The sequence below is a fragment of the Chryseobacterium sp. LJ668 genome (assembly GCF_019613955.1).
GTDB lineage: Bacteria > Bacteroidota > Bacteroidia > Flavobacteriales > Weeksellaceae > Chryseobacterium.
Window position 1 is genome coordinate 66,589 of record NZ_CP080443.1, and the last position, 18,286, is coordinate 84,874.

Genomic DNA, 18,286 nt, shown 5'->3' on the forward strand with positions numbered 1-18,286 from the left:
GTACTCTGAAATTTAAGTGATTTAAAAATGTTTTTTCCTAAAACAAATCTGAATTAGGTTTAGATCAATCGATTAAATCCAATAAAGTTTTTTCTTCCAGAATTTTAAGAGATGCATCACGCACTTCTATTAAAACATCGTGCAGACCGCAATGCTCTTCGTTACAGTCTTCGCATTTCTCATAGAAATTTAAACTCACACAAGGAAGCATAGCGATAGGGCCATTGACAAGACGAATAATCCTTGCCAGAGTTATTGTTTCAGGCAATCCTTTCAAGAAATATCCGCCGCCTTTCCCCTTTTTACTGTCCAGTATATCAGATTTTTTCAGCTGTAAGAGAATGTTTTCAAGAAACTTTAGAGGGATTTTTTTATGCTCGGCAATTTCCGAAATAAGAACCGGGCCTTCATTTCTCTTTTCTACAAGATATGAAAGTGCTTTAAATGCGTATTGGGATTTCTTTGAAAGCATTATAGCAAAAGTATGAAAATTGTTTGAATTTTGATTTCATTTATGATATCGAGGTTTACTTGATGGACAAAAGTTATCTCATCCAATTCCAATTTCCTGACAAATTTCCTACATTTGTTCGCATGTTCAGTAAACAAGAAGCACAGCAGCTAAAAAAGGAATTTTGGACGGCTTTTGGAAAATCGTTTCCAAGAAAATGGCTTTTGTACGATACCAAAGTCAAAGATTTCTCATTTAAATTCAATGCTGATAACAAAAAAGCGGAGGTTTCTTTAGATATAGAAATGAAGGATGAGGTGTACCGAAACGCTTACTACGAAAAAATCTGGTCATTGGAAGATATTCTAAAAGACTTTATCGGGGAATTTCACAAAGAAGAATATTTTACCTTGGAAAATGGAAAAATAATCGCCAAAATCTGGGTCGAAAAACAAAACGTTTCCATCTTCAATAAAAACACATGGCAGGAAATTTTTGAATTTTTTGTGAAGAAAATGGATGGCTTTGAACGATTTTATTATGAGTATGAAGATTTTATAAAGGATGTTTAATAAAATTATTGATAAATTTAATCTTAATCTCTTTTTTACCAAATGGCAAATCCCAAAAAGCCTACTTTCTTTAATTATGCCTTATGAATGAACTACACGATTATATTTTAAGATTTGGCAACCTCAATCAGCAGCAGATCGATTTTATCACCAGCAAAGCTCAGGAAATTGATCTTCCAAAAGATGAGTATTTTTCTGAAGCAGGTAAAATTGCGCGACAGGTTGCATTTGTAATAGACGGAATTATGCGGGTTTGCTATTACGATAACAAAGGCGAAGAAATTACCAAGTATTTTATTGAAGAAAATAACCTTGTTGTAGACTTAGAAAGTTTTGATAATGAACTCCCGTCAGTTGCTTATGTACAGGCTATTACAGATTGTAAAATGATTGTGTTTTCAAGAAAAGACTGGCTTGAGCTTCTGCAGACCATTATTGGTTGGGATGCTATTGTCCACAAAATTATTTCCAGAGCATTGATGCAGAAAGTAGAAAGAAGAAGTCCGCTGGTTTCCGTAGATGCAAAAACGCGTTATCTGAAGTTTCTGGAGATCTATCCTACTGTTGCCAACAGAATTCCACTTTCTTACATTGCTTCATATCTTGGGGTTACCCAGTCTTCATTGAGCAGAATCAGAAAAAGTATTTAGCCAATATATTGCTTTTTGCCAAATGACAAATTTTATTTGATTTAATTACCGGACTTTTACACCAATAATTAAAACAAAAAAAAATGATAACAGCATTAATTACAGGAGCCAACAGAAGCATTGGTCTGGAAACCGTAAAGCAGCTTTCAAAAAAAGGAGTATTCGTTTATTTAGGAAGCCGGGACCTGTCAAAAGGAGAGGCAGTAGTAAAAGATCTTAATGAAAAAGGCTTTCAAAACATCAAAGCTATCCAGATCGATTCTACAAAACCTGACATTATTTTAGCCGCAAAAAACAAGATCGAAAGCGAGCAGGGAAAGTTGGATATTTTGATCAACAACGCAGGTATCAGCGGAACCTATCCGCAAACAACTTCAGATGTCAAAATAATGGAGGTTCGGGAAGTATTTGATACCAATTTTTTTGGTGTTATCAGTGTTACTAAGGCCTTTTTAGAACTTCTTAAAAAATCTGACCGACCCAGAATCAGCAATATCACTTCCGGTTTAGGATCATTAACATTGCACAGCGACCCTACCTGGAAATACTACAACTTCAAAGCGATAAGCTATGTAACTTCAAAAGCTGCACTCAATTCATTCACCATTATACTTGCTTTTGAACTTAAAGATCTTAATTTTAAAGTAAATGCGATAGATCCTGGCTACACTGCAACAGATTTTAATCATCACAGCGGTCCCGGTTCTGTGGAGAGTGCTGCCAGTTTTATTATCAAACATACTTTAACTGACGATCACGCGCCGACAGGACAGTTTTTCAGCAATGATATTGAGGATGATTCAGGAATCAGTCCGTGGTAGATGTATTGGAAAGATTATGATATTTATTTAATTTCAGTTTTTTAAAAAGAAAAAGACATCTGCACAATTACAGATGTCTTTCTTATTTTATTTGTTGTGTTGCTTATTTTTGAACAGCTTTTACATCAATACCGATCTCGATATCTTTGCTGATCATCCATTCTGCAGGATCTGTTTCGTCAGTACCGAATTTGATTCCCCAGTCTGCACGGTTTACCGTAAATTTAGCAGCTACATTTGCAGATTTGTCTACAATATCCACTTTTGCAGGGAAAGTAACATTCATTGTTTTACCCATTAAAGTAAGGTTTCCACTTACCGTTTTATTGGCTCCTGCTACAGCGTCACTTGCTGGTGTAGCTAAATCTTCAACTTTAGTGATTTTAAAATCAGCAGTCGGGAATTTTTCTACGTTGAAGAAATCTTCATTCTTCAAGTGACCTTCAAGATCTGTATATTTTTTATCTTTTTCAGTAACAGAAGCTGGATCTACTTTGATTGACTTCATATCAATCACAAATTCGCCCGAAGCCAACTGGTTATCTGCAACAGATAATTCACCGGAAGTTACAGAAAGAGTTCCCCAACGTGGTGCAAGACCTCCTTTATGGAAAGCTTTCCAGTTTACTTTAGATGCAGCAACATCTACTGCAAAAACAGCACCCTGCTTTTCAGCAACAGTCTGTTCCTGACCTGCAGCCACAGTATCTGTTTTTTTATCTCCACATGATGCAAGAAGTAAGCCCATTCCTGCTAAAGCGATTACACTAATTTTCTTCATTTTTTAAAAATTTAATATTAATATTGATTGAGTATTGTATTACTAAAACGCAAAACTACTGTTTTATTATTTTCTATTCTGCAAACCTCCGAAAATTTATGATTTGAATCATTAACATAGGGTAAGAAAAAGAAAAAAATTAAATAATGAAGGTTTTGTTGCCAGAAAACATATTGCCTTCCCAAAACTTAAGAAAAATATAGCCATGTTTAGAAGTCTCTTTTCTAGTATTGTCTTTTGTGTGGGATTTTTTCAAACATTTTTCTATATTTGAGTCTGGTTATTTACAACTTAAAATAAAAAATGAACCAATCCCGAACTGGCGAATTCTACGGACAAACTAACAAAACGATAAATCTGGAAGGAATTACCTTGACTGATACGGTTTATACCCACGACAGAGTAGACTGGCATTATCATGAAAATGCATATTTTACGTTTATCCTTCAGGGAAATGTGATTGAGGGAAATAAAAAAGAAATTTACAGCTGCTCCGCCGGTGATTTGTTATTCCACAATTGGCAGGAACCGCACTATAATATTAAACCTGAAGGTTTTACAAGAGGTTTTCATATTGAAATTGAGAAAAATTGGTTTGACGAATTAGATTTTAGCACCTCAAATTTACAAGGCAGCATGAAAATTGTGAATCTCGATTTAAAATTTTTACTGCATCAAATTTTCAGAGAAACTAAAGCCGATGATCTTACAAGTCAACTTTCAATCCAATCTTTATTGTTAGAAATTTTGTCTGAAATGCTTCAGGAAGACAAAACTCAATCGCATAAAAATCCAGTATGGGTTTCTGAAATCAATCAAATCTTGAATGATCAATTTTCTGATCATTTGACTTTAAACTATTTAGCGAAAATAATAGACATTCATCCTGTACATTTGTCAAGAGATTTTTCAAAATACTTTAATTCCGGTTTGGGAGAATATATCAGAAAACTAAAAGTTCAAAAATCCCTGCAACTTATATCACAAAAAAAACAGGATTTGACAACAATAGCTTTTGATTGTGGCTTTTCAGATCAGAGTCATTTTACACGTTGCTTCAAAGAAATCAACGGAATCACACCTTCGCAATACAGAAAAATTCTTTTCGGTTAATTTTTCCCTAGTGTTAATTTTGTTCTATTTTTAAATAGTCTTTTGGGTTTAGTTTTGCGGTAAATATTTGAATTAATTATGAAAAGGATTTTGATCACAATTTTACTTACCCTATTTTGCATAAAAGGATTTTCGCAGAGCCAAGATTTAGTAAAAACTGATGGAATTACAAACAATTTGCATCGGTATAACATTGGAAAAGTGACCTTTATGAATGGTAACATTCCTTTAGATCAGTACAAACAAGCTGATTTTCTTACATCGTTTCCGTTAACGTACAAGTCTGATCTGAACATCCGTGTTTTTATGGAAAATTCGATTGCGAATTATCTCCATCAGCTGGCTCCTGAGTTATCATCTGATGAATTGCTTGAAAAAGGAAATCTGCAATTTTCCTTTTTCGTTGATCATCAATTTATTTACAAAGATAATATCAGTCCCGGATGCTGGATTGGAAATGCCAATGAGTTAAAAAATACTTTGACGACATTCAGAATTCCCCTCACCAGCAGTAAAGGTGAGAATCTTTGGGCGTTGCATCTGTGGGAAAGATTTCAATTAAACGGTGGTGAAAATGCCTTAAAAGAAGGAAAGCATCAACTTAAAATTGAAATTAGGCCCTACTTTAAAATCGATGAAAAAACTGAAGCAAAAGTGGGCAAATTAATAGCAGAGGGACAAGTAGAGCTCGTTATAGAAACTCCTAAAGCGACGGCTAAACAGATTGCTATACCAATGATTCAACATAATAGCGATTGGAAAATTTCAGATTTTAAACTTGACAAGAAAAAAATTGAAGCGCTAAACAAAGAAATTGTAACTTATAACCTGAAGGAGATCACCAGTATAGTTGTAATCAACGATGGGAAGCTTTTGCTTGAAGAATATTTTAATGGTGCCGACAGAAATACTTTACACGATCCACGTTCAGCAGGAAAATCATTTGTCTCAACATTAATGGGAATTGCCATTAAGGATGGTTATATTAAGGATGAAAATCAAACATTGAATCAATTTTACAATTTAAAAAACTTTGAAAATTATAATGTTAAAAAAGAACAGATCAAAATAAAAGATCTATTGACAATGAGTTCCTCTTTTGAGGGTTCAGATGCAAACAGTGATTCTCCTGGTAATGAAGAAAATATGTACCCGACTGATAATTGGGTGAAGTTCACTCTGGATCTTCCAGTCGATGATGCGAAAAATAATGGTGGAAAATGGGACTATTTTACTGCGGGTACAATAATCTTAGGCGATATTCTTGATAAAAAAGTTCCTGGCGGACTGGAAAAATACGCAGATGAAAAACTGTTTAAACCCTTAAATATTAAAAATTACCAATGGCAATACACTCCGCAGAATGTAGCAAACACAGCCGGAAGCCTGCAGATGACATCGTTAGATTATGCAAAATATGCTGTACTCTATAAAAATAACGGTATCTGGAATGGTAAACAAATCTTACCTCAGGATTGGGTGCAGAAAACATTTACACATCAGATTAAAATCCCAGAAAGAGAAAATGAATTTTACAGTTATTTGTTCTGGAATAAAACGGTAAACTACAAAGGTAAAAATTATGAAACCTATTATTGTGCAGGAAACGGAGGAAATGAATTCATTATTTTTAAAGATCTTCCAATTGTCATTATTATTACTGCAAAGGCTTACAACAAACCTTACGGACACCCGCAGGCAGAAAAGATCGTGAGAGATTTTATTTTACCAGCAATTTTGAAATAAAAATCAATTTGAAAACAAAAAAAGAGAAACCTACGTTTCTCTTTTTTTATGATCTATCCAAATTTCTTTTTTCGCAGCCAGAAAAATAAACCACCCAGCAACCCTATAATTGCTAAAGGAAGCAGCAAATTCAGCCATTGCCAATTGCCTTTTTCATCGCTGATTCTATGGCGATCCAGGAGACGTTCTTCGATGTTTCGGTTTCTAAGCTCCATCAGATTACTGTCATCAAGGAGGTAATCCAGCGTATTTCTCAAGAACTGCTCATTGCCAAACTGCTCATCCGTCAAACGGTCTAGGCCAAGCGGCAAAGGCTCGCCTTTATGCGTTTTATTTCTGCCGACATCTCCGTCTGCGATGACAATCATTTTGTTTTCGGGACTTGTTGCTCTAAATCCGGGATACGATTGCCTTTCGATTCTTGATGCGTAAGCTGACGAGAATTTTCCTTCCAGCGCGACAGCAAAAATCTTGGGTGTGCTTGGCTTTTCCATTTGTCCGAGACTATCTACGCTGGCAATTTCACTTAATTCAACATAATTCGGAACCTGCTTCAGCAATGTTCTTTCGCTTGATTCAAAAAGAACATTAGTTTTAAATTTCTTTCCACCCAAAGTATCGATAGAAGTCGGGAATTCCAATTTCACAGGATTAATATTTTTGGTAATCGGATTGTTGTTTTCAGCAATTCCCAACGGAAAATACGGCCATGGAAGACTCGTGTATTGCGGGTTTCCTCCTACCTCACCGGTAACCAGTTTCAACAAAGCGAATTTCTTAACATCTTTTACCAAAGCCGGATTAATTCTCAACCCATAATTAAAAAAGAAATCAGTCATATTGATGTCAACCGGGAACGGCATTACTTTTTTAGATCGTGTCAGTGTATCCATTTCAGCATTCACGGCGTCGATCATCCAAAGGGTTTTTCCGCCGTTCATGATGTATTGATCCAAAATTACTTTTTCACCGTCTGTAAATGCTTTTCTTGGCTTTGCAATCACTAAAGCGCTCATCTGCTTTAATAAAGGTAAGTCGGCGAGAGTCAGCTCCACATTATTTTTTGGAATGACTGGACCTGCATCATAACTTTCTAGAGCCAGATTCATAAAACCCTGGAATTCTTCAGGTCGCAATTCGTCCTGATTGACTAATATGCCAACCTTTTTTCTCTGATTGATTGAAACTGCTTTAATATTTGAAACTAAATTGTATTCTAAATTTTCTATTGACTTTCTAAGTTGTTCGTCTGCATTAATGTTTGCCTGCTGAACAACCAACGGAATGGATGCTCCATTTTGACCTTGTTTTACCACAGCATACGGAAACAAGGTGATCTGCGAAACCTTTCCGTCTTTGATGTCAGGAAGAATAGACGGCTGCATTCCCATTGCCATCAGAGTGTCCTGCGACATTTTTGTTTTGATAGGATCGATAAATTTAAAATCTATTTTAGGATTGATCTTCCTGAATTCTTCGAGCATAAATTTTGTCTCGTTCTGCAGTTGTTTAAAACTCGCCGGGAAGTCTCCTTCAAGATAAACATCCACCGTTACAGGTTTTTTAATCGATTCTAAAACTTTGATTGTACTCTCAGAAAGTGTATACCTTTTTTCCTTGGTTAAATCCAGCCGTATCCCTGAAAACATCAAGATGATGCTAAAAGGTAAAACTATAAACAGTAAAATTCCGAATGGAGATTTTAGAGATATCTTCTTCATGTTTTTACTTCTTTTTATTGATAAAATGGTTGGACAATGCTAAGGTAAGACCGATTACAAATACAAAATAAGCGACATCTTTAAAATCAATCAGGCCTCTGGTGAAACCTAAAAAGTGCTGATAAAAACCGATATTCTGAAGAATAAAATCTGCGCCACCCAATAATTTATAACTTGCAAGCTGCTCAATCCCGAAATACATTATGAAACACATAAAAACTCCCAGCAAATAAGCCATGATTTGGTTTTGTGAGAGTGATGAAGCTAAAATTCCTACTCCGGAAAAAGCTGCAATCAGAATAATTAATCCAAAATAGCTTCCGAACGTCATTCCCAAATCAATATTTCCTTCGGGGACGCCTAATACGTAAACCGTATACAAATAGATCAATGAAGGAATTAAACATAAAATACCAACCACCCAAACTGAAAGAAATTTCCCGAAGACAAGCTCTGAAACTTTCAGCGGCTGAGAAAACAGCCAATTCAGTGTTCCGGTCTGCTGCTCTTCAGCAAATGTTTTCATAGACAATGCCGGAATGATGAACATCAACAGCCAAGGTACCAAAACGAAATAGCTTTGTAATGAAGCCAGCCCTATGTCGAAAATATTAGAATCATTTTCGAAAAAAAACAAAAACAAAGTCGTTATCAGACTGAAAGCTGCAATGATGACCCATGCACTCCAGTTTCCGAAATAACTCCAAAGCTCTTTTTTAAAAATTGCAAACATGTTTGTTAGTTATGAGTTATAGGCTATTAGTTATGAGCAATGACTGAACTTATTATTCATCACTCTAAACTTATAACTTTATTTATTTTTTCTTATTCTTATTCACCAGTTTCACTGTCATCATTATTAAAAATACCAAAACGAAAAATCCTGTAATTAATTGCCACCAATATTCTATTACAGAAGATTTTAAAATTACCGTAAAAACAACGAGAAATAAAATGAATGTCGCAATTTCATTGGCCTGTCTCAGCTTTAAATTGGCGGTTTCTAAGGTGTTTCCATTGAGTTTGGTCAATTCCTTTACTTTTTTCCAGCACCAGTAGTGATATATGGCTAATCCTATTAGAAAAGTTAGTTTCAGATGAAACCATGGTGTTTTCATCAATCCTGTATTCAGAAAAATTAAAATCAGCCCGCAAACTGCCATGATAATTCCGGCCGGAACCGTAATGATGTTCCATAATCTACGAGCCATAAAGGTGTATTGCTCTCTCAGAATTTTCTTTTTTTCTTCTTCAAAAGCATCGGTATCTTTATAGTACACAAAAATTCTGACGAGATAGAAGATTCCCGCAAAATAACTGACCATAAAGATAATATGCAACGCTTTGATGATGGTGTATAGCATTGTGAAAATTTGTGTGCAAATATAACGATTTTGTGGCTGTTTTTTTTAATTAAAACTCTCGAGAAAATGTGAAATAAAGTTTATTTTAAATATTTATTGAACAACTGTAATAATAGATTCATCAGGTTTTAAAATGATTCTTTTTGCACCCAGTTCAGTGTAGTATTTCTCCATTTTGTTGAGGTGGTCATCACTGGTTTCTTTGCCTTTAAGTTGCAAACTGTAATCACTCCAGATTCTGATGTAGAAAAGATCTTTTACCAAAACTCTATAATTGGATTGCTCAAAGTTTTGCTTGAGGTAATTTTGAAGATCACTTTTTGTTTTGAATTCATAAATATAAACACCACCATCATGAAGATCGTCTTTCGGATTGTTATAAACGAAAGCATATAAATTTTTTATTTTAGATGCCTGACCTTCATTTGCAATTTTCGAAATGATATCAGGATTATTCGTTATAAAAGGATTTTGAGTAATCCCGACATCTTTCATTTCCTGATTTACTTTCACAGGCTTCATTCCCTGCAGCTCAACGTTTTTTAGATCCAAATCCAGGATGTTTTGTGAAAACAGAATTTGGAAACTTACAAAAGCAATGAGAAGCAGTAATTTTTTCATGAAGCAAATATTAAATCATTTATTTTTTTAAGAAATTACATTTAATTCTTTTCCTACTTTTTCAAAAGCAACAATGGCTTTATCCAAATGTGCTCTCGTATGGGCGGCAGAAAGCTGAACTCTTATTCTCGCTTTGCCTTTCGGAACTACAGGATAAAAGAATCCGATCACATAAATTCCCTCATCCATTAGCTTTTCAGCCATTTTCTGAGCAAGCGGCGCATCGTACAGCATTACCGGAACAATGGCTGCATCTCCATCAGGAATATCAAATCCTTTAGATTTCATTTCGGCTCTGAAATATTCTGCATTTTCCATCACTTGATCTCTCAGCGAGGTATCATCAGAAATCATATCTAAAACCTTCAAAGCTGCACCTACAATTCCGGGAGCCAATGAATTGGAGAATAAATACGGACGAGAACGCTGTCTCAGCATATCAATGATTTCTTTTTTACCGGAAGTAAATCCGCCCAAAGCACCGCCTAAAGCTTTCCCTAAAGTGGAAGTGATGATATCTACTCTTCCCATTACTTCGTTGGCTTCGTGAGTTCCACGACCAGTTTTTCCTATAAAACCTGTTGCATGAGAATCGTCAACCATTACCAAAGCATTGTATTTGTCTGCCAAATCGCACACACCTTTTAAGTCGGCAACAATTCCATCCATAGAGAACACACCGTCTGTAACAATAATTTTGAAACGGTGATTTTTTTCAGAAGCCGCAATTAACTGCGCCTCCAGGTCTGCCATATTGTTATTTTTGTAACGATATCTTGCAGCTTTACATAAACGAACCCCGTCAATAATCGAAGCATGATTCAGTTCATCTGAAATAATAGCATCTTCTTCCGTAAACAAAGGTTCAAAAACACCTCCGTTCGCATCAAAACAGGCGGCATATAAAATAGTGTCTTCAAGGCCTAAAAATTCAGCGATTTTTTGTTCCAACTGCTTGTGAATATCCTGAGTTCCACAGATAAAACGAACAGATGACATTCCGTAACCATGAGACTCGATCATATCCTGAGAAGCTTTCATCACTTCCGGATGATTGGATAATCCCAGATAATTATTGGCACAGAAATTTAATAATTTCTTTCCGTTGGCTTCAATTTCAGCACTTTGCTGAGAAGTGATGATTCTTTCTTTTTTAAAAAGCCCGTCGTTTTCGATATTTTTCAGTTCGTTCTGTAAATTTTCAAGATATTTTTCAGAGATCATTTTAATTAATTTTAGATGCGCTAATTTAATAAAAAGGCTTTAAATATTCGATTTTATAATTGTTTAATCCCAAATTTGATCACAAGTTTTTAATTTTTACAAATAGTCTACAAAATTAGTAGGATAATAATTATATTTGACAAAAATTTGAAACATGAAACTGACACCGGTACCAAAAATTACAAATATAAATTCTGATGATTTTTTAAATAACTATATGAAACCCTGTAAGCCGGTAATATTAGAGGATTTCGCAGACCCGAACAGTCCTGCTTTTACAAAATGGAATTACGACTATTTTAAAGAAATAGCAGGAGATATCCTGGTAAATGTTTATGGTAATGAAACACAATCTCATGACAAAGTTGCCAGTGAGCCTATTGCAAAGACGGCATTTTCTGATTATCTTGATTTGATCGCTTCAAAATCAACTGACCACCGTCTTTTTCTATTTAATCTTTTGAATATAAAACCTGAATTAAAAAATGATATTCAATACAAAGATATTACCAAGGGAAAAATTTTAAAATGGCTTCCTTTTGTATTTTTCGGAGGAGAGGGTTCTGTTACAAGAAATCACGTTGATATAGATATGTCCCATGTTTTTATGATTCAGTTTCAGGGGATTAAAAAAATATGGCTTTTTCCTTGGGAACAATCTGATCTTTTGTATAAACTGCCCTATAATTTTCATAGCGTGGTCAATCTAAAAGAAGCAGATTATGAAAAATATCCCGGAACTGAATATCTCAATGGTTATGAAGTCATTATAAAACCTGGGGAAACGCTTTACATTCCTTCCGGATGGTGGCATTATATACAATACGAAACACAGGGATACTCTGTGTCTGTACGCGCTTTACCATCAAGTGCGCTGCAAAAATGGAGAGGTTTTAAAAACTTATTTATTACCCGACATTTTGACAACGCAATGAGAATAATTTTTAAAGAAAAATGGTTTCACTACAAGATAAAAACGGCCCACGAAAGAGCTGAAAAAGCAATTAACGAGATACATAACCATGGTTTCTGTGAAGATGAAAATGTAGATTATTTTATTTTTTAAAGAATAGTGCAGTGAATTATTTTTTTATAAATTTAATATTTTTGTCATTTATTTTAAAAATATAAGCTCCGGGAACCAATTCTGAAATGCTGATTTCTTTCCCAGGCTGATAAATACCTTGTCTTACCAGTTTCCCATCTATAAAATGAATAGTAAAATTGGTAGGTTTTTTAACTCCTTTCAGATTCAGCTCATTTTTTGCAGGATTTGGATATAATGCAACATCTTCTTTATTAAAATCTTCAGTGCTCAAAGAGTTATCCTGAGCAACGGTAGAATTTTTCTCAATAATCTGGTATTCATAATTAAATTCTACACTGGCAACCGTAAATGGTACAGATTCTACAAAATACTGATTATTTGATGTATTGTTTAAAGCAAAATAAGCCACCTGTCCTCCGGTTCCGTTTACTTTTATCGGTAACGGCATATCAAAAAAGCTGACTGATGAATGACTTTGAGTTTGTCCTGCTCTGAAAGTCAGTGTACTTCCGGTTTGTTTCCATCGGATATCGTATGTTGGCTGACCTTGACCGTAAATCCAATCAGCAAAAAACCCGGTAAAATCTTTTCCTGTAGATTGCAGCAATGAAGCGTTCAAATCTGAAGTTTTAACATAATTGTAAGCTAAATTAGGTCTTGCGTGATAATCTTTTAATGCCTGATAGAATATGGTTTCACCTAAAATCCATTTGATCATTCTGACAACGTATCCTCCTTTTGCATAGGTTAACCTTCCGTCAAAAATGGCTCCTACGCTTCCCAAATTAGTATCAGCAACATATACGCTTCCGCCTGTAGCACTTGTAATAAAATTTTTCTGACCGTCTAAGTAATTCATAAATTCAGAATTGGTCATCAGCAGCTTTTCATTGGCAACGTGTTCACCGAATGTGGCAAAACCTTCATTAAGCCAGATATCATTCCATGCGCCGCAAGTTACTTTATCCCCAAACCATTGATGGGCAAGTTCATGGGCAATTAATTGCTTACTCCATGCACCCATTGATGTCATTGTCTGATGCTCCATTCCGCCACCGGCAGTAAATTCCATGTGTCCGTATTTTTCATTTCTGAAAGGATAGGCTCCGAAAAAAGTTTCAAAAGTATTCATCACCGTCTTCGTCCACTCTATATTAGCCATACTCGTAGTGTTGATAGAGGTTCCCGGATAAATATAATTGACAAATGGAAATGGTGGTGTTCCTATGGTGTCATTCAATTTCACAAAATTGGTAATTGAAAGTGCAACCAAATATGCTGCTGTAGGATATTGCGTTCTCCAGAAAGTCAGTTTTTGTCCGTTTCCTAATATTGTTTCACTCATCAATCTCCCATTGGATGCCACACTGTATTGTGAGGGAGTTGTCACTTTAATATCAAATCTGTCAATTTTATCGTTTAAGCTTTGTTTTGTCGGAAACCAATCCTGCGCACCATACGGTTCACTCAATGTAGAGAGAACGGCTGTACCGCCTTGGGTGTTGGTAAAAAAAGAATTGTTGGCAGTGGGAGGAGTTCCGTTGTATTGTATCGTCAATGAATCTAAAATATTAGCGGGAAGTGACGATATGAAATCTATTTTTAATTCTTTGGTTGCCAATTGCTGGAAAACCAGAGGCTGCCCATGAAAAGTAACCTGAGAAACCGTTAACTGATTGGTCAAATCAAAATAAATACTACTCATTGCCGTTGTCGGCTTAAAATGAGAAGTCACTGAACCTGAAATCTGAGCAACTGACGGATTTAAAGAAACATCCATTCTTTGGTACTGCAGATCGTAGTTTAATGTATTCGGATTTGTATTTCCTACATTCATTTTAGCGGTAAAAGATTTCATCTCTTTTGCCATCAAGCCCTTCATTTCAAGATTATTCTGAGCGAATGATGATTGAATGGCCAGAAAGCTTAAAAATAAAAAATAAATTTTTTTCATATCCTTTATATACGATTGTCTACTTATAATGGTTTTGATTGAAAATAATCAATTTTCAGGATCAATCAAATTAAGTGTTAAAGATAAAAAAAACCTTTCAATCAAAGATTAAAAGGTTGTATATCAATTTAAATCATTAATTTAAAGATCTAAAGCCGGCTGAAGAATTTTTTCAATTCTGCTTTTCACCATATCCACAGATCCAGAATAGTTGTTTACAAGTATAGAAAACACCAAAGTTCTTCCAGAATTCGTTTTCATATAACCCGTCAATGCTTTCACTTTATTCAGTGTTCCGGTTTTAGCAAAAATCTGCCCGTTTCCTTGGCCGATAAACATTCTTTTTAGAGTTCCTGACTGACCTGCAATTGGAAGAGAATCAAAATAGGTTTTGTAGTATTTCTGATTCATTAGAGAAGTTAAATATTTTACCTGAGAAATTGGGGTTACTTTATTGCTTCTCGACAATCCGCTTCCATCCATGTAATTTAAGCCTTCAATATCAAAAGCAACTTCTTTTAAATGGTCGTTCACCACAATTCTCCCGGATTCAGAAGTCTGATCGCCCATTTTCTGGAAACCGACTGTTTTAAGCAAAGCTTCTGCTAGACCATTATCACTTCGCTGATTGGTGTAGTAAATAATATCCGAAAGCGTCGGAGATTTGTATGCAGAAATCATTTTTCTCACTTCAGGAGCACCATCTGTTGTTTTCGGAGTTACTTTTCCGGTAATTCCTACTCCGCCTTTCACCAATGTTGCTCTGAATGTATTAGCTAAAAATGCAGGTGCATCGGGAAGTTTTGTGGTTAAAATTCCGTCACCATCATACTTTTCAGCATATACCATTTGATTGGCGTAAGGTGAAACATAGAAGTATTTTTTATCTGAAGCTAAACCGTTCCCTTTTTTTACAATCAGTTTTTCGTTTGCAGGATTGATTTCACGAGTGGTACCAACAGGAAGATAGTAATTATTGTTTTCTAACCACACAACATTTTCCGGAAGTCTCGAAATGTTACCTTTGAAAAGCGCTGTCTGAATAATAATATCACCATTTACCTTTTTGATTCCCTCACGAGACATTCCGTTTACGAAGTCTGAAACGATTTCTTTGTAAGACCAGGCTCCGGCTTTGTTGGTTCCCAATGACGGGTCACCGCTTCCCACAATGTAGAGATTACCGTTCAAAACTCCATTTTCGTCGATTGCTCCGGAATATTCCAGCTGCGTCATCCAACGGTAATTTTCTCCCAACAAATGCAATGCAGTTTCTGTGGTTAATAATTTTGTGGTTGAAGCAGGAACGAGAGGAGTATTTTCATTATACGAAGAGATCACTTTCTTCGTTTTCGGATCAAAGATTACAAATCCCCAAGTTGCATTTTTCAGCACGGGATCGGTCATCATTGTGTTTAAGTTTACATCTACGAGTTCTTTAGGAGACAAAAAAACTTTCTCTACCGCTGCTACAGGTGAGGGCAAATTTAATCCGCTTTTTTGACCTTCGAAATTTGGAGAATAAAGAACTGTAGATACGGTAGATTGGGCAAAGATAAAACCAGTGGCCAAAACCGCAATACCTGAAATATACTTTCTGTAATTTATCATCAATTTTTCTTTTTATTATACATTGGATGGCATAAAATATGATAAGTTAAACCATTTGCTTTTATCCAAACACGTAATAAACGTTCAAATGTAGATATTATTGTTGGAATGAGGTTTATAAAAGAATAATAAAACCGTGTAAAGTTTGTTAATAATTGTTAAAAATCCACAAAAACCTCTTTTTTAATGCTGTGATACGCAGTGATTTCGTCAAATTCTTTGAGACTTAATAATACAAGATTTTTAAATTTTTCATAGTTTTTTCCTCTGGGAAGCTTTAAAAGTATCTGAAACTGGTACAAATTATTCAGCCTTGCGATCTGAGCTCTTTCCGGACCTAGAATACAGTCTTCAGGAAGATACTTTCTTAAAATTGAGCCTAAAAACTGTGCGGCACGGTTGACCTTATCATCTTTGATATGCTTCAGCTCGATCATGATTAGTTTTGTGAATGGCGGATAGTGAAATTTCTGCCTTTCGGTGAGAAAATATTTATAGATTTTCGCAACATTATTCATTTTAATCAATTGAAAAACAGAATGGTCCGGATTATACGTCTGAATTAAAACTTTTCCATTACCAGAAACTCTTCCTGCTCTTCCAGAAACTTGTGTAACCAACTGATAGGCTCTTTCTTCGGCCCTGAAATCCTGAACATACAACATAGAATCTGCCTTAGGAATGGCTACCAATTCGATATGATCAAAATCTAAACCTTTGGAAATTATTTGTGTCCCAACCAAAATATCGGTTTCCCGATCTTCTATTTTTTCATATAATTTTTCATAGGCAAATTTTTTCCGCATCGAATCGACATCCATCCTGTCGACCTCATTTTCAGGGAAAATCTTTGAAACTTCCTCGTGAATCTGCTCTACACCGACTCCTCTTTCGTTTAGATTTTCAGAGTGACATTTCGGACAGGTTCTCGGTTTGGACGCTCGCTGACCACAGTAATGACATTTCATTTCGTTAGCAGCTTTATGATATGTCAAAACCACATCGCAGTTTGAGCAGTAATTGACATAACCGCAAGTCTCACATTCTATCACACTAGCATAACCACGGCGGTTATGAAGAATAATGGTCTGATTTTTTTCATCTAAAGTTTTCTTAATTTCATCAATCAACTGCAATGAAAAATTCCCGGATACTTTTTTGGAATCCTGGGCTTCTTTAAAATTAATCAGTTCAAATTCAGGTAATTTCACATTCCCGAATCTTTCGTTGAGGAAAATATAATGTAATTTTTCTTTCTTGGCTGAATAATAACTCTCAACTGATGGTGTTGCCGAACCTAAAATCACTCTTGCGTCATAAAACCCCGCCAAAACTAAAGCCGCATCTTTTGCATTGAAAAAAGGTGACACTTCTCTCGGTCTGTAGGCAGAATCATGCTCTTCATCAACGATAATCAATCCTAAATTCTGAAAAGGCAGAAATAATGCATTTCTTGTGGCAATAAGTATTTTAATATCATTATTTTTGATTCTTCGCCAAACTTCTACTTTTTCAAAATCAGTGAGTTTCTGGTGATAAAAACCCAGCTGTCGACCATATTTTTTTTCTAATCGCTGCGTAATCTGTTTGGTTAAAGAAATTTCAGGAAGTAAAAACAGAACATTTTTTCCTTCGTTAACGCATTCTTCAATTTTTTCTAAATAGATGTGGGTTTTACCGGAGGAAGTTACGCCATGAATTAGAACATTTTTCTTTTCTTCAAAAGCTTCATCGATTTCTGCTTTCGCTTCTTTCTGCATTTCAGAAAGTTCTTCTATTTCCTCAATTTCACCTTCGTAGCTTTCTATCCTGTCTTTCTGAACATAATATTCTTCGACCAGATTTTTATCTGCCAAAGCTTTAAAATGTGAACTTCCAAAATATCCGTCTACAAATAATTCTGATTTTTTGATATGTAAATCAGGATTTTCGGTCTGTTTTTCGATGATATTCAGGAAAAGCTCTTTTTGCTTCTTGGCTCTGTTGAGTTGTAAAAGAATTTCTGTAAGATTCTGGTTTTTCAGAACCTCGGCTTTCACTTTTACATAGGCCACTTCTTTGGCTTTATATTTTTCTGCTACTTTTTCATCAATTTCAATGTATTGCAGATCAATCAGAGAATTGATGGTTTTAATGATTTCCTTTTTGGGTATAAATGCTTCAATATCTGTCAGATTAATCAACTGTCGAACTTCCAGAGCCTGGATGAGATACATTTCGTTGACGTCCAGATTCTCAAATTCAATAACGGCATTAGGTTTAAGCTTTAAATAAGTTTCACTTTCGAGTTTTAAAGAAGAGGGAAAGGCAAAGCGGTAAATTTCGCCCAAATTGCAGAGATAATAATCTGAAAGCCAATTCCAAAAGCTGATCTGTTCTGCGGGTACAATCGGGTAATCATCTAAAATACTGATCACTTCTTTGGCTATAAAATTTTCCGGTTCCTCATGGTGAAGCTCAAAAATAATTCCTGTATAAATTTTTTTTCCGCCAAAAGGTACTAAAACACGCATCCCGTTTTCAATTTTAGAAGTGAGCTCTTCAGGAACTTTGTAAGTGAAAGTTCCTTTTAAATTCAACGGTAAAACGATTTGGGCGTATTGCAAAGA

Annotated in this window: 16 protein-coding genes; 6 read left to right on the forward strand and 10 right to left on the reverse strand. The window is 35.2% G+C overall.

The window, feature by feature from the left end:
• Nucleotides 1-64: 64 nt before the first annotated feature.
• Nucleotides 65-472, reverse strand: a complete 408-nt coding sequence (locus K0U91_RS00350; protein ID WP_219968530.1) for an RrF2 family transcriptional regulator — start codon at nt 470-472, stop codon at nt 65-67.
• Nucleotides 473-594: 122 nt separating this feature from the next.
• On the opposite strand from K0U91_RS00350, the gene K0U91_RS00355 reads away from it, so the two are divergent.
• The 3 genes from K0U91_RS00355 to K0U91_RS00365 all read left to right on the forward strand — a co-directional run bounded on the left by K0U91_RS00355 (nt 595) and on the right by K0U91_RS00365 (nt 2,494).
• Nucleotides 595-1,023, forward strand: a complete 429-nt coding sequence (locus K0U91_RS00355) for a DUF4268 domain-containing protein (protein WP_219968529.1) — start codon at nt 595-597, stop codon at nt 1,021-1,023.
• An 83-nt stretch (nt 1,024-1,106) separates the two neighbouring features.
• Complete coding sequence (locus K0U91_RS00360; RefSeq protein ID WP_219968528.1) at nt 1,107-1,673, forward strand: Crp/Fnr family transcriptional regulator; 567 nt, start codon at nt 1,107-1,109, stop codon at nt 1,671-1,673.
• Nucleotides 1,674-1,756: 83 nt separating this feature from the next.
• Nucleotides 1,757-2,494 (forward strand): SDR family NAD(P)-dependent oxidoreductase, encoded by a 738-nt coding sequence (locus K0U91_RS00365; RefSeq protein ID WP_220179512.1) that lies wholly within the window; start codon nt 1,757-1,759, stop codon nt 2,492-2,494.
• A gap of 103 nt (nt 2,495-2,597) precedes the next feature.
• On the opposite strand, the gene K0U91_RS00370 is transcribed toward K0U91_RS00365, so the two are convergent.
• The gene (locus K0U91_RS00370) at nt 2,598-3,275 is read right to left on the reverse strand and encodes a YceI family protein (protein WP_219968526.1); all 678 of its coding nucleotides are present in this window, start codon (nt 3,273-3,275) and stop codon (nt 2,598-2,600) included.
• A gap of 303 nt (nt 3,276-3,578) precedes the next feature.
• Between K0U91_RS00370 and K0U91_RS00375 the strand changes: the two genes are divergently transcribed.
• Both K0U91_RS00375 and K0U91_RS00380 read left to right on the forward strand, forming a co-directional pair.
• On the forward strand, nt 3,579-4,388 hold the full coding sequence (locus tag K0U91_RS00375; protein ID WP_219968525.1) for a helix-turn-helix domain-containing protein: 810 nt from the start codon (nt 3,579-3,581) through the stop codon (nt 4,386-4,388).
• Between the two features lie 210 nt (nt 4,389-4,598).
• Nucleotides 4,599-6,134, forward strand: coding sequence for a serine hydrolase domain-containing protein (locus tag K0U91_RS00380; RefSeq protein ID WP_259429435.1), 1,536 nt, complete (start codon nt 4,599-4,601; stop codon nt 6,132-6,134).
• 53 nt (nt 6,135-6,187) lie between these two features.
• Here the strand turns inward: K0U91_RS00380 and gldG are convergent, their stop codons facing one another.
• The 5 genes from gldG to kbl form a co-directional block, all read right to left on the reverse strand.
• Nucleotides 6,188-7,855 carry a gliding motility-associated ABC transporter substrate-binding protein GldG gene (gene gldG / locus K0U91_RS00385; RefSeq protein ID WP_220179514.1) on the reverse strand — a complete coding sequence of 556 codons (1,668 nt, stop codon included), beginning with the start codon at nt 7,853-7,855 and terminating at the stop codon, nt 6,188-6,190.
• Nucleotides 7,856-7,859: 4 nt separating this feature from the next.
• Nucleotides 7,860-8,588 (reverse strand): ABC transporter permease subunit, encoded by a 729-nt coding sequence (locus K0U91_RS00390; RefSeq protein WP_220179515.1) that lies wholly within the window; start codon nt 8,586-8,588, stop codon nt 7,860-7,862.
• An 82-nt stretch (nt 8,589-8,670) separates the two neighbouring features.
• The gene (locus K0U91_RS00395; protein ID WP_220179516.1) at nt 8,671-9,219 is read right to left on the reverse strand and encodes a CopD family protein; all 549 of its coding nucleotides are present in this window, start codon (nt 9,217-9,219) and stop codon (nt 8,671-8,673) included.
• Between the two features lie 93 nt (nt 9,220-9,312).
• Nucleotides 9,313-9,840 carry a hypothetical protein gene (locus K0U91_RS00400; RefSeq protein WP_220179517.1) on the reverse strand — a complete coding sequence of 176 codons (528 nt, stop codon included), beginning with the start codon at nt 9,838-9,840 and terminating at the stop codon, nt 9,313-9,315.
• Nucleotides 9,841-9,867: 27 nt separating this feature from the next.
• Nucleotides 9,868-11,064 (reverse strand): glycine C-acetyltransferase, encoded by a 1,197-nt coding sequence (gene kbl, locus K0U91_RS00405; protein WP_220179518.1) that lies wholly within the window; start codon nt 11,062-11,064, stop codon nt 9,868-9,870.
• 154 nt (nt 11,065-11,218) lie between these two features.
• Between kbl and K0U91_RS00410 the strand changes: the two genes are divergently transcribed.
• The gene (locus K0U91_RS00410; RefSeq protein ID WP_220179519.1) at nt 11,219-12,130 is read left to right on the forward strand and encodes a cupin-like domain-containing protein; all 912 of its coding nucleotides are present in this window, start codon (nt 11,219-11,221) and stop codon (nt 12,128-12,130) included.
• Between the two features lie 16 nt (nt 12,131-12,146).
• Here K0U91_RS00410 and K0U91_RS00415 read toward each other — a convergent pair whose 3' ends face one another.
• The 3 genes from K0U91_RS00415 to priA form a co-directional block, all read right to left on the reverse strand.
• On the reverse strand, nt 12,147-14,066 hold the full coding sequence (locus K0U91_RS00415; protein WP_220179520.1) for a M1 family aminopeptidase: 1,920 nt from the start codon (nt 14,064-14,066) through the stop codon (nt 12,147-12,149).
• A gap of 141 nt (nt 14,067-14,207) precedes the next feature.
• Nucleotides 14,208-15,677, reverse strand: a complete 1,470-nt coding sequence (dacB, locus tag K0U91_RS00420; RefSeq protein ID WP_220179521.1) for a D-alanyl-D-alanine carboxypeptidase/D-alanyl-D-alanine endopeptidase — start codon at nt 15,675-15,677, stop codon at nt 14,208-14,210.
• A gap of 158 nt (nt 15,678-15,835) precedes the next feature.
• A complete protein-coding gene (gene priA / locus K0U91_RS00425; protein WP_220179522.1) occupies nt 15,836-18,283 on the reverse strand; it encodes a replication restart helicase PriA in 2,448 nt (815 codons plus the stop codon).
• Between the last annotated feature and the right edge of the window lie 3 nt (nt 18,284-18,286).